Raw genomic sequence first — 12,131 nt, 5'->3', positions numbered from 1 at the left:
GAGCCATCCCCTAAACCGCCAAACAACCCTCCAGCCTTGGGTTTACTCTCTCAACTGGCTTCTACTCCTTGTTTACTAGAACCCTATCGCAATTGTCCGAGTAACCCAGAAATTCGCAACTGTATTCTCAAGCTGTTCCATGTCCATGCAGAACTGCAACGTCAAGCCAAACGGGAACAGCGAACCCTGGAGGAAGAGCAATTGCCTCGATTATGGATTTTAACGCCAACTGTTTCTGAGAAAGTATTAGAAGGATTAGGCGCTCGTCCTGACTTAAAACAATGGTGTACAGGGGTGCATCTTTTAGCAAAAACACTCAAAGCGGGGATTATTGCCATCAACAAGCTCCCAGAAATCCCAGAAACCTTATGGTTAAGGATGTTGGGGAAAGGAGGAACACAAAAAAGAGCCATTGAACAAGTGCTGGAACTACCCAGAGAAGATCCTCAACGGCAAAATATTTTAGAGTTAGTGGGGATATGGCGGATTAATGTAGCCAGTAAAATAGAACTCGAACCAGAAGAGAGGGAGTTGATTATGGAGTTATCACCAGCGTATCTAAAATGGCGAGAAGATACCTTGCAAGAAGGGATTGAACAAGGGATTGAACGGGGGATTGAACGGGGGATTGAACGGGGGATTGAACGGGGACAGCGCTTGATGATTGAAGCCTTATTACGAACTCGGTTTGGTGAGTTAGATGAGGCGCTTTTGGGCATCATTGACGCTTTGTTGCTCTTGTCTCCGGATGAGTTTATGCCTTTGTGTTTGCAGTTATCCCGTGAGGAGTTGCTGGAGCGATTTGGCGATCGCCAATCTTAAACATATCATTTCTAAATAAATTCCCTTCCTGTCGGCCACAGCCGAAACATTTACCCTCATCCCCCAACCCCTTCTCCTGTGCGAGAAGGGGAGGAAAAGTTTCTTCCGTGGGAGAGGGCAAAATATCGAATCACATGATTAATATCATCGATTGATGGAGCTAGTTGTCTGAGTTGCTACACACAGTTGTGACTAACTGACAGTCGCTTCCGCAGGCTTGCAGAGCGCGGTTTCCGGCTTGATCGCGGCGATCGCTGAATCCAGTGGCAACAACTTGAGTATTATTGCGTTTGCGAGCTAGAGCGCCACAGGTGTTTTCGATTAGAGCTTCAACTACACAATCTCGGCGATCGCAGTATCGTACGGCTGTGTCTCTAGCTAAACTACTGTAGAGCTGTTGCCAGGAGGCTCCCCAGCGGCCAGTATTTCGGGAATAGGCGATCGCTCCGTAGTCCGCTAGGGCAATGTTCGGCATGAGACCTTGAACGGCGATGGCACTGGCGATCGCGATCGTAAATTTGACAGGATTATTCATGATTGTTCTCCTTAAAATGGACTGAGTGAATGATTGAATCAACTATCGGTATTCATTAAAGAAAGCCTGAATACGCTGGATCTGGTCTTGAAATTTCTTTTGTTGTTCCAAAACCTCGTCTTGGTATTGGTTAGAACATCCTATTTGCTCAGAAGAAGAAGAGAGACAATTCAACAAACTAACTTTTGCAAACTTGACCCCTCTATTGAACTGGCTTTTCTCATATAGGCTCCAAGCTTTTCCCAAGGGCTGGGCTAAAGTTTTTTTGGCATTGGGACAGTAAGGACTGGCAAAAACCATTTGAGCCTCTTGAATCGTTTGCGAGATGGTCACCCCTTCACCGATTGAGGGATGATGGACTTCCTCTAACCTTGAGATATGCCCCTCCAATTGAGCCGCTAAAAAGATGACACTATGGGGACATTCTGGTTCTGGGAGTTGCGCTACAGTTGAAGATGAGCTATCATAAAAATCAGAAGTTTTTGACTCATCAATCGCTTGAGAATTAGCACTACAACTGCTGCTTAAAGCAACTAACATCACCGCCCCAAGTTGTAGATATTTTTTCATGGTTCAATTTGTCTTTGGTGGATAAAAGGGCGGGCTTACAGAATTTTTAGCCGCAAAACTGGGTTTAACCCGCCCTATTCAGAAAATCTCCGTGAATTAACCGCCGAAGAAGAGATTAATCAAAAGCTCGGCTAAACCATTACCATCACTATCATCTCCACCCAAAGGGTTATTCGACGACTGTTGCATGGATTGAGCAAGTTCATGGCGTACTCCACGTTTGGCTCGAAGCAGATAAGGATCTTCTTCATACCACTCACGCTGGCGCATAGTTTTCCTCCTAGGAAAATTGGTTTACATTGTTAGGCTAACAAGCCTATAGGTTAGATTTCGAGGGCAGATGATGCAGTATTTAAGAATGTTCTGCACCATCTGCACTTAAAGGTAAAACGCTGATGTTTTAGGCGATAGAATTGATAAGATATCAATCATTCGCTTTACATGAACCAGGACAAAACACCTTCAAAGAGATCTTGAAGCCAGCTATCATCATCGCCACCACCGTTAAAGTTATGGTCGAAGGTGTGCGGGGGATGGTAGTGCGGTTGATGGATCTCAGGATGAAATTCTTTGCCGGTATATTCGTGAGGAAGCATAATTATTGGCTCCTGAATATGAACTGTACATTTCTATCAAACCACAACTGATTACTATTTTTTGCGTGTTTAGGGCATTAATAATGCTCGAATTTGCACTATCTGCACCAAAAAAAGCAATGAATTGTGATAATATCATTGATTGATAAGTATTCAGCCCTAGGATATGGAGATAAAAAATGAGGTCAAGCTCTAGAACTATTGCCGTTACAACTCTGGGATGGGAAAAGCTTGTAAAAGCTAGATCTGACAAAGAAAACGAGAGTTATAAAAAAATAACGGATGCCTATATAGCCCGCAAAATAGGAACCCTAGATCGATCAACTGTTTCGCGCTTTTTTGAAAGGCGGAAGGTTTTGATTGAGAATGCTGAATCAATTGCTCAGTTTTTTGGATTAGAGTTAAGCAATATTGTTGATGTAGAACAACTATACGGTTTAGACAGAAAAGAAATGGTGATTACTCTAGAAGGTTCGATTGATGAGTTAAAGCCTAAAGTGGATCGATGGCTACAGATACTCAGAGAAGCATCCAAGGATGAAACTATTCAAATTAAAATTATGAAACCGGGTAGTGTGGTTGTCGTGATCGAGGGTTCGCCGGAAGGACTCAGGCGCATTGAGGAGTTGTTTAATGCGGGTGAATTGACTGAAATTGCTGGGTTTCAGGTGTTGGATGTTTACCCAGAATGGGAGGAAGAACCGACGCGGTTAAGGGATTGGTTTCAGGGTATATTTACTGAAGGTTGGCAACAGGCTGAGGAGTTGTTGACACCGGAACAGTTGCGTCCGGTGATGGTGTGGAGCGATCGCACCAAGCGAGCGAAGTTCTACGATTTGAGTGTAGATTTGCTTCAGTGTCAGGTGGTGTTGCTGATTAATCTGATACAGGAAGAAGAAGAGAGGGCGATCGCCAACTTAAAAGTCTATCCCAGGGATGCCGAGTTTTTGCCCGTTAACCTGAAAATGACTATCCTCTCGGAAGGAGAGGTATTTAAGGAAGTGACAGCTAGAGCTGCGGATGTGTGGATTCAATGTGAGTTTGATGCTAACTTTGGTGAAGAATTTACCGTCTGTTTGGGCATCGATGATACAATTGTCAGCGAACGATTTGTGGTGTAATGATGATGCCCTCTCCCTATATCCCTCTCCCACGGGAGAGGGACTTTACTCCCCTTCTCCCGTGGGAGAAGGGGCTGGGGGATGAGGGCAACACCCGTAAATCCACAAGATTGTGCCCTCTCCCTAAATCCCTCTCCCCAGGGAGAGGGACTTCTCCCCTTCTCCCGTGGGAGAAGGGGCTGGGGGATGAGGGCAACACACCCAAATTCAAGGGGGGTAAAAATGTCTCAACAAATTAAACTTACTCTCAACAACTTACCAGACGGTTTTATTGCCCTGATAGAAGTCAAGGTGCAAGACAAAACCATCGCTTCCGCAGAAGGAGAGTTGCCCAGGTTAATGCACTATAAGGAGTTAGAGGAAAGCTATGTACAGTGGCAGAGAGCTTATTGGAACTTAGAATATTTTTATCCTATATTTTTAGGCGATCGCAACGTTGTTACAAATGCCTCAAAACAAAAAGATGCCTTTGCCGCTTGTTGGAAATACGCGCAAGTTTTAGAAGAGCAACTCAATCGCTGGTTGAGCTATGAAGGATTTAACCCCGTTATTGAACGCATTAACGAGGAAATTGCAGAAGATAAATTAAATCCCCATCAACCCTTAGAATTTGTCTTACAAACCCAGAATATTTTATTGCGCCGACTGCCTTGGGAGCGGTGGCAGGTGCTACAGCAGTTTGCTGGCGTGGGTATGGTATTGGCTTCTCCTAATTTCAAGCAAGTTAATCAAGTAGTATTGAATGGGGCGAAAAAAGCCGTTCGCATTTTAGCCATTTTTGGCGATGGCAGGTTAACGGATACCATTCAAGCGGAAATTAAAGCCATTGAAGCCCGGACAAATGCCGAAATCACGTTTCTGGTAGAGCCAAAAGAAGCCGAAATTTTGACTCTCTTAAAAGAAAAATCCTGGGATATTTTAATTTTTGCCGGTCATGGAAAAACCAGCCAACGGAAGGGAGCAATCAAGATTAATCAAAAGAATTGGATTGGGATTGACAAACTCCGGGATGGGTTGAAAAGCGCCATTGATAAAGGTTTGCAGTTGGCGGTGATAAGTGCCTGTGATGGGTTGGGAGTTGCCAATCAATTGGGTGAGGGTGAGCAGTTATATCTGCCTCAAAGTGTGGTGATGCGGGAAGTTTTACCCGTGGCAGTTGCGCCGCGTTTTTTGCAAGCCTTTTTAGACAAGTATACGGCTGGGTTTTCTCTCGATACTGCGGTGAGGGAAGGCAGAACTATATTGAGTTCTGAGAAATTTAAAGATTCTTTTCCCTGTGCTGATTGGTTGCCAGTGGTGATGAAAAATCCGGCTCAGGATACCCTGCGCTGGGTGGAGTTGGGGGGTGTGTCTACAATTCCTCCCTATAAGGGTTTATTGAGTTTTCAGGAAGAAGACCAAGATTTATTTTTTGGCAGAGATAAGGTGATTAGTGAATGGGTAAAGTTTCTGAATAAAGAGCATTTACTTTTGGTCACTGGAGCATCGGGAAGTGGTAAATCTTCGGTGGTGTTAGCGGGGTTAGTTCCTCAGTATCGGGGAACATGCAGCATTATCAAGATGCGTCCGTTATATCCTGCGTCGAATCCCTTTGAAAATTTTGCGGCTGAGTTATTGCGTCTGGGAAAAAATGAGGCTGATTTAGAGCAGGTTGAACCTCTGGAACATCAGATGATTCTTGAGCGGGAATTGGCGAATCAATTACAAGTCAATCCTCAGCAGGCAATTGCTCAGTTGCAGGATGTGATTCAGCAACAGCAGCGTCCAATCTTATGGGTGATTGACCAATTGGAAGAGGTGTACAGTCCCCGGTGTGATGGCTATCGTCAGGCATTTTTAGACATGATTCTGGCAGTCATAGACCAGAAAAATCCCCAGGTCAAGATTGCCCTGACATTGCAAAGTTTGTTTTTAGAACAGGTGGATACCCCGTTAGGTAAACGGATAACCCCTTGCGAAAAGCGGCTTTTTGCTTTGGGAAATGATGCAGAAGACTGCCAGAATTTGCAGGAGATGATGATTCGTCCGGCTCGTGCGTTTGAGGTGGAGTTTGCTGAGGGGTTAGTGGATACCATTATTGAGGATTTACAAGCGGTTGCCAATAATTTGCCCATGTTGGAATTTGCCTTAACGGAACTTTGGCAACGGCAACGGGGTGGGAGAATTGATTATCAGGCTTATGAGGGAATTGGCAATGTCGCTCAAGCGTTGACGGATAAAGCGAATGCGGTATTTGAGCAGTTAGACGAGCCGCAAAAACAACAGGCGCGACGGATTTTTGTGCAGTTGATTCAACCGATAGAAAAGCAAGGGAATAAGGTAGCGATTCGTAAGATTGCCACAAATCAAGAGTTACAGGAAGAAGATTGGGAATTGCTGACAGTTTTTGCCCAAGCGCGGTTAGTGATTACGGATAAGGAGGGTGAGGAAAAACGGGCGCAGTTGAGCCATGAGGTGTTAATTGAACAGTGGGAAACCCTGAAAGAGTGGATTAAGGACAATTGGGAATTTCGCCGTTGGCAAGAATGGTTGCGAGAGCAGATGAAGCGCCCAGATAGTAAGCTGTTGCAGGGTGCAGCCTTGGATGATGGGTTGTATTGGTTGCGGAAATATGGCGAGGGAATTTTGTTAGCGGAGAGGGAATTTGTTGAGAAGAGTGAAAAGCAACGGAAGCGACAACGACGACAAACCATTGCAGGGTTAGTAACGGCTTTAGTTATTGTGACGGTATCGGGTATTGTTGCGGTTTGGCAATGGCAACGAGCGGAATGGCAGCGCGACATTGCGGAAACGGAGAATTTAGCCAATGCAGCTTTAGATCAATTTGAGTCTGGTGAAAGTCAGTTAGATGCGTTGATGACAGCAATTGAATCAGGGGAGAGGTTGAAGGAGTTGGTTAAACATACTTCCGATTTAGCGAGTTATCCGACTACACTGCCATTTTTAGCATTGCAGAAAATTACTTCTGAGATAAGAAATAAGAATAAGTTTGTCAGGAATGATGTTTTTGACACTGACTATACATTTTTTACTCCAGATAGTCAACATATTATTTCAGCCAGTCATGTGTATGGAAAAGTAACGATCTGGAACGAAGCGGGACAGATTATTGCAGAATGGGAAGATCCGCAAAACAAGAAAATCAATTATGTTTCTATTAGCCCCAATGGGAAGTATATTGCTACAGTCAATGCAGGACACTCAGTTCACATTTATGATTTAAATGGAGACCTTGTTTCTAGTGAGAAGCTTGCTGACTATTTTTGGCAAGGAGATTTCTTCTCAAAGCAGGAACGTATAGATCCACGTATAGCTGAATTTAGTGTCAAAAGTGATTATCTTGCCATAGGTGGTGCTTACTCATCCAAAGTACAATTTACTGATTTTTCAGGTAAACTTATCAAAGAAATTGAAAGCAATGCAGGAGGCACAATACATAGTATTAAGTTTCACCCCAATGGCAAAGAAGTAATGATTGGTAATGCTGTGGGTGTTTTAGAAGTATATAACCTAGAAACGCTAAAGAAAATAAAGACTATCAAAGCACATGATTCTAGAATTACAAAAATCGAAATTAGTGCTGACGGGAATCATATCGCTACGTTAGGTATTGATCAAGAAGCTTCTGGCAAACCTGAATATGTATCTAAACTTTGGAATATATCTGGAGAAAAAATATCAAACCTGAGTTCTTTTGAGTTACTTAATTGGAATGCCAATCTTGGCGATATTGATTTCAGTCCCGATGGCCAACAAATCTCCACGGTACACCCAGGACTTGGATTACTCAATACTTATAATTCTCATTCCGGGAAATTAATTAGACAGACTACAATACATAGATTATCTGGGTTTGGTTTAAGTTATAGTCCTGATGGTAGTGTCATTGGCATTGCTGGAGAGCCTGAAATTCAATTTATCAGCGCATCCGATAATATATTTCACGAACTACCAATGAATTATGAAGTTATACTCCCAGGAGATTATAAGCAAAGTAGTTTAGTCAATCTTCAATATACTGACGATAGTAAATATTTATTTGCTACAGATGCTCGTAATGGTGTTTTAGATATTTGGAATTTAGAACAGGTTGACCCTCAAAGAATTAATCTATCTAAGTCACGATGGCTAACTCTTTCCAACAATGGAAAGAACATACTTAGATTTGACAATGGTAATGTTGATTTTTTTTCAAAAGAAGGTGAGTTAATTTCGACCTTAAAAGCTACAGATCAAACTATAAATATTGATACAGGAACTTATGAGGTTTTCACTATATTTAGCAATATTATTGGTAACGGATATGTTTTCCCTGATTACTATAGCTCCAGTCATAATGGCCAAAAAATTGTCACTATGGGAAGGGGTTGGAATACTGTGCCAATTGGAACCAGACCAATCTATTTATGGGATTTGACACAAGAAAGTTTTAAGGAATTACAAGACAATTCAATAACTCAATCAGCAGAACGAGTTGTGATTAGTCCAGACGGAAATTACATTGTTGCTCTTGATAATACAGGAACTGGTTTTATGGGATACCTGTTGGATGGATCTGGGAACTTAATTTATGATCTGGATGTTAATGACATTCAAGAAACTGGAGAAGAGGAAGATGATTTATTTTCAGGAATAGGGATTTTGTTATCTCATGAATTTTCAGAAACTCGTCATTTTGATGAAAATCTCTCTTATGAAAATATTAAAGTGATTCCTATTATGCAAGTTTGGAAGAATTCGACGGCAATTAAAGCAGGTTTGCAACCGGGAGATCTTCTTTTAGAAGTGGATGGTCAATCTGTATCTGAATTTGAAAATTCTCTAGACACCTATCAGATCTTGCATGGAGAACTAGGAACCATTGCTAAACTAAAGATTAAAAGAGGTATTGAAATACAAGAATTTAGTGTTGAACGTGAAAAATTACAACATCCAACTTCTAATCAATTCATTATAGGCGATCATGGTAAATTTAGCCCTAATAGTAAATATTTATTGACATGGATGAGAGGGGATGAATTATTATTTTTGCGAGATTTAGAATCGGAAGAAAAAGTTACATGGAATCATCCAGCAACGATTCTGAACGTCTACCCTAGTCCTGACAATAAACTGATTGCAATCACTGGTACGGACTATACCATCACCCTATTAGATTATTCCGGCAACCTGATTCGTTCTATTAAAGTCCAACAATCTCCCAATGATTTAGCCTTCAGTCCTGATGGCCAGAGAATCGCTTTTTTAGGACATCCTAATGAACTGAGTATCTGGAATTTAGCTGGAAAGATGTTGGCTAAATATACCATTCCTGAAGAAGGTTCAGGATTAGTTCGATTTGCTCCAGATGGGAAATCGATCGCCGTCGGAGGAAGACGAGTCAGAATTTATCCCAACCAAACCCTAGACGAACTCATCGCAACCGGCTGCGAGTGGTTAGAGGACTACTTTACCACTTATCCCGAAGAAAAGGAAAAACTACCTGCATGTCAGTAACTTGACTCAGGTTCAATTCCTCTCAAGGGTGTCCAAAACCAAAACGTCTAACCCTGGAACCCTTGCTAAACGTGCATCATTGGTGAAGAAAAAAGTCGCATTTCTGTGCAGAGCAGATGCAATTTGGATCGCATCTGGAGTTCGTAAGTTTTGTGTGGCTCTTAATTGGGCAGCTAATTCAGCAATTTCAGGTGAAACCGGCACGGGTGTTAGATGCTCTTGATTCATAATAATATCACGATAATGTTGAGCCAGTTCCACATTACCTAGCCGTAGTGGATGAACCAAAACTTCTGTCAAGGTTAATGTAGACGTGACGACTTGAAACTCACCTTGACTCATGGCATGAAAAAACGCACGAACCAACTCCAAATAAGTTTCATTTTGTTCAATAAAATAAATCAGTGGTGCTGTATCTAAGCCAACAACTTGACCTTGTAGTTGTCTCAGCCATTCCATGAATCCCGTTCCTGATTAACATACTCTTGAGCATCAAGTCCATGCCAAATGTCTTTCCCCAATCCTTCTAAGTCCATAATGTTACGCTTAGGTTGGATAAGCATACGCTGACGTACCATTCCAGCTAACTCTTCTAACAAGCGAAGTTGCTCATCTGGAGTCAGAGTCTGGACTTGGCGGCAAATCTCTTGATAGGTAGCCATCTTCTTTCTGGAAAAATTCGGGTCTTTTATATTATCATAGAGTTCAGCGAGAATAACTTCACTATGCCTGCCAAAGATCTTGATCACGACAACTGCAAACAAGCATTGGTTAAAGATGGCTGGAAAATCACCCATGATCCTTATCCTATGCGCTGGGGAAAAAAAGACTTATTTGTTGATTTAGGAGCCGAGAAATTTCTCGGAGCAGAAAAAGGCGATCGCCGCATCGCCATTGAAGTCAAAAGCTTTGTGGGATTATCCGATATTCAAGATCTGAAAAATGCTCTAGGTCAATTTATCCTTTACCAGGATTTACTGGTTAAAATTGAACCAGAACGAGAACTTTTCTTAGCGATCCGAGATGTTGTGTTTAGCGATCTCTTTGAAGATTCGATGTCGATTGGTAAAGTTCTCCTAGAAAATCGTCGGTTTAAGCTACTTGTTTTTAACTCAGAGCAGGAGGTGATTGTGTCATGGATGAGCTAGAGCAATATCGGACGGTCATCAAAACACTGTTGTCGGAATTTACCACTCGTCAATATGCTAATCCTGATATCTTAGAACTTCAAAATAAAACCGTATTTGACACCACTCAAGACCATTATGTTGTCATGTCCGATGGCTGGAACAAGAATGGTTCTCGTATCCATGGCTGTTTGATGGATATTCAGATTATCAATGGTAAAATTTGGATTCAACTCGATGGTACAGAATACGGTATTGCCCTCGATTTAATGGAGGCGGGAATTCCCCAAGATAAAATTGTCTTGGGATACAAAGAACCCTCGATTCGTCCCTATACTGGATTTGCGATAGCTTAACAATGAGTCAAGATCGAGTCCAGTTATCGATGGGGTAGGGGCGGGTTTTGAAAATCGATCGTTTGTCTCCTAAAGATTGGTGAACCCGCCCCTATAATAGACCAATCATGATTGTATCAATCTTAATTAAATCAACAACCCAGACCCATTTTTTATTTTTAACTGTTCTCCCCCCAAACTCGACGCAAATTCAACACAAAATCGGGCAAAACATTCTCACCGGATACCTCCGTGGGATCAGACAAAACTTCGACTTCTAAACCCACTCGATAAACTTCCACTGTTCGATTTTTAGGATCGATTAACCAACCCAACTTGGCTCCATTCTCCATATACTCCTGCATTTTTTCTTGCAGGGACTTCAGAGTATCGGAAACAGAGCGCAATTCCACTACAAAATCCGGGCAAATGTTGGCAAATGTTCCCTTTTGTTCCTCTGTGAGAGCATCCCAACGCTCTTGACTTATCCAAGAGGCATCGGGGGCGCGATTTGCACCGTTGGGTAAAATGAAAGCCGTGGAAGAATCAAAAGCTTGCCCCAAGTTTTCATTGTCTTCGTCCCAGCGATCCAATTGTCCAGTGATCCGGCTATTTCGTTTGCCACTTTCCCAACCTGTCGGTGGATTCACGATTAACTCTCCTTTTGCGGTTCTTTCTAGTGGTAAATCTCGATTGCTGGCAGCGAGAGCTTCAAACTGTTCTTGGGTGACATGGAGCTTTAGGGTTCTGGGTAACTCCAGTAACAGGGTTTCGGGTTTAGTCGGAGTTTGTACCATGTTGACCTCTGGGATTGTAGAGATTGGCTAGTTATAGTTTAACTGTTCTCCCCCCAAACTCGACGCAAATTCAAGACAAAACCGGGTAAAACTTCCTCACCCGATAACTCTGTGGGATCAGACAAAACTTCGACTTCTAAACCCACCCGATAAACTTCCACCGTTCGATTTTTAGGATCGATTAACCAACCCAACTTAGCGCCATTGTCCATATACTCCTGCATCTTCTCTTGCAGGGACTTCAGAGTATCGGAAACAGAGCGCAATTCCACTACAAAATCCGGGCAAATGTTGGCAAATGTTCCCTTTTGTTCCTCTGTGAGAGCATCCCAACGCTCTTGACTTATCCAAGAGGCATCGGGGGCGCGATTTGCACCGTTGGGTAAAATGAAAGCCGTGGAAGAATCAAAAGCTTGCCCCAAGTTTTCATTGTCTTCGTCCCAGCGATCCAATTGTCCAGTGATCCGGCTATTTCGTTTGCCACTTTCCCAACCTGTCGGTGGATTCACGATTAACTCTCCTTTTGCGGTTCTTTCTAGTGGTAAATCTCGATTGCTGGCAGCGAGAGCTTCAAACTGTTCTTGGGTGACATGGAGCTTTAGGGTTCTGGGTAACTCCAGTAACAGGGTTTCGGGTTGGGGGGAAGTTTGTACCATGACCTCTCCTATTCTAGAGATGGGCTAGTTACAGTTTATGATATATAAATAAACGCGCAAAGAATTTAGACTGAAT

13 protein-coding genes are annotated in these 12,131 nt (G+C 42.6%); 5 read left to right on the top strand and 8 right to left on the bottom strand.

The window, feature by feature from the left end; all coding sequences use genetic code 11:
- Positions 1-822 (top strand): RpnC/YadD family protein (locus tag PMG25_RS01670; protein WP_283765176.1); only part of this gene is annotated, 822 nt, incomplete at its 5' end.
- Between the two features lie 160 nt (positions 823-982).
- Here PMG25_RS01670 and PMG25_RS01665 read toward each other — a convergent pair.
- The 4 genes from PMG25_RS01665 to PMG25_RS01650 form a co-directional block, all read right to left on the bottom strand.
- Positions 983-1,357 carry a DUF4189 domain-containing protein gene (locus tag PMG25_RS01665; protein ID WP_283765175.1) on the bottom strand — a complete coding sequence of 125 codons (375 nt, stop codon included), beginning with the start codon at positions 1,355-1,357 and terminating at the stop codon, positions 983-985.
- Positions 1,358-1,399: 42 nt separating this feature from the next.
- The gene (locus tag PMG25_RS01660) at positions 1,400-1,927 is read right to left on the bottom strand and encodes a hypothetical protein (protein WP_283765174.1); all 528 of its coding nucleotides are present in this window, start codon (positions 1,925-1,927) and stop codon (positions 1,400-1,402) included.
- A 96-nt stretch (positions 1,928-2,023) separates the two neighbouring features.
- Positions 2,024-2,197: a hypothetical protein gene (locus PMG25_RS01655; RefSeq protein WP_283765173.1), complete on the bottom strand. Its 174-nt coding sequence runs from the start codon at positions 2,195-2,197 to the stop codon at positions 2,024-2,026.
- A 167-nt stretch (positions 2,198-2,364) separates the two neighbouring features.
- Positions 2,365-2,523 carry a hypothetical protein gene (locus PMG25_RS01650; RefSeq protein ID WP_283765172.1) on the bottom strand — a complete coding sequence of 53 codons (159 nt, stop codon included), beginning with the start codon at positions 2,521-2,523 and terminating at the stop codon, positions 2,365-2,367.
- 356 nt (positions 2,524-2,879) lie between these two features.
- On the opposite strand from PMG25_RS01650, the gene PMG25_RS01645 reads away from it, so the two are divergent.
- Positions 2,880-3,644: a DUF1822 family protein gene (locus tag PMG25_RS01645; protein WP_283765171.1), complete on the top strand. Its 765-nt coding sequence runs from the start codon at positions 2,880-2,882 to the stop codon at positions 3,642-3,644.
- Positions 3,645-4,310: 666 nt separating this feature from the next.
- On the top strand, positions 4,311-9,140 hold the full coding sequence (locus tag PMG25_RS01640) for an nSTAND1 domain-containing NTPase (protein ID WP_283765170.1): 4,830 nt from the start codon (positions 4,311-4,313) through the stop codon (positions 9,138-9,140).
- A 12-nt stretch (positions 9,141-9,152) separates the two neighbouring features.
- Here PMG25_RS01640 and PMG25_RS01635 read toward each other — a convergent pair whose 3' ends face one another.
- A complete protein-coding gene (locus PMG25_RS01635; protein ID WP_283765169.1) occupies positions 9,153-9,599 on the bottom strand; it encodes a type II toxin-antitoxin system VapC family toxin in 447 nt (148 codons plus the stop codon).
- Positions 9,587-9,802 (bottom strand): hypothetical protein, encoded by a 216-nt coding sequence (locus tag PMG25_RS01630; RefSeq protein ID WP_283765168.1) that lies wholly within the window; start codon positions 9,800-9,802, stop codon positions 9,587-9,589. The genes PMG25_RS01635 and PMG25_RS01630 overlap by 13 nt, the downstream gene beginning before the upstream one ends.
- A 63-nt stretch (positions 9,803-9,865) precedes the next feature.
- Here PMG25_RS01630 and PMG25_RS01625 point away from each other — a divergent pair, with 63 nt between their 5' ends.
- Together PMG25_RS01625 and PMG25_RS01620 are read left to right on the top strand one after the other, a co-directional pair.
- A complete protein-coding gene (locus PMG25_RS01625; protein ID WP_283765167.1) occupies positions 9,866-10,288 on the top strand; it encodes an element excision factor XisH family protein in 423 nt (140 codons plus the stop codon).
- Positions 10,276-10,623, top strand: coding sequence for a XisI protein (locus PMG25_RS01620; RefSeq protein WP_283765166.1), 348 nt, complete (start codon positions 10,276-10,278; stop codon positions 10,621-10,623). Before PMG25_RS01625 ends, PMG25_RS01620 begins: the two co-directional genes overlap by 13 nt.
- A gap of 158 nt (positions 10,624-10,781) precedes the next feature.
- Here PMG25_RS01620 and PMG25_RS01615 read toward each other — a convergent pair whose 3' ends face one another.
- Together PMG25_RS01615 and PMG25_RS01610 are read right to left on the bottom strand one after the other, a co-directional pair.
- On the bottom strand, positions 10,782-11,399 hold the full coding sequence (locus PMG25_RS01615) for a Uma2 family endonuclease (protein WP_283765165.1): 618 nt from the start codon (positions 11,397-11,399) through the stop codon (positions 10,782-10,784).
- Positions 11,400-11,437: 38 nt separating this feature from the next.
- Positions 11,438-12,055 carry a Uma2 family endonuclease gene (locus PMG25_RS01610; RefSeq protein WP_283765164.1) on the bottom strand — a complete coding sequence of 206 codons (618 nt, stop codon included), beginning with the start codon at positions 12,053-12,055 and terminating at the stop codon, positions 11,438-11,440.
- Positions 12,056-12,131 lie beyond the last annotated feature (76 nt).

Source organism: Roseofilum capinflatum BLCC-M114, from assembly GCF_030068505.1.
Classification (GTDB): domain Bacteria; phylum Cyanobacteriota; class Cyanobacteriia; order Cyanobacteriales; family Desertifilaceae; genus Roseofilum; species Roseofilum capinflatum.
Note: the sequence above shows the minus strand (reverse complement) of the source record. Positions and strands in the feature narration are given on the sequence as shown.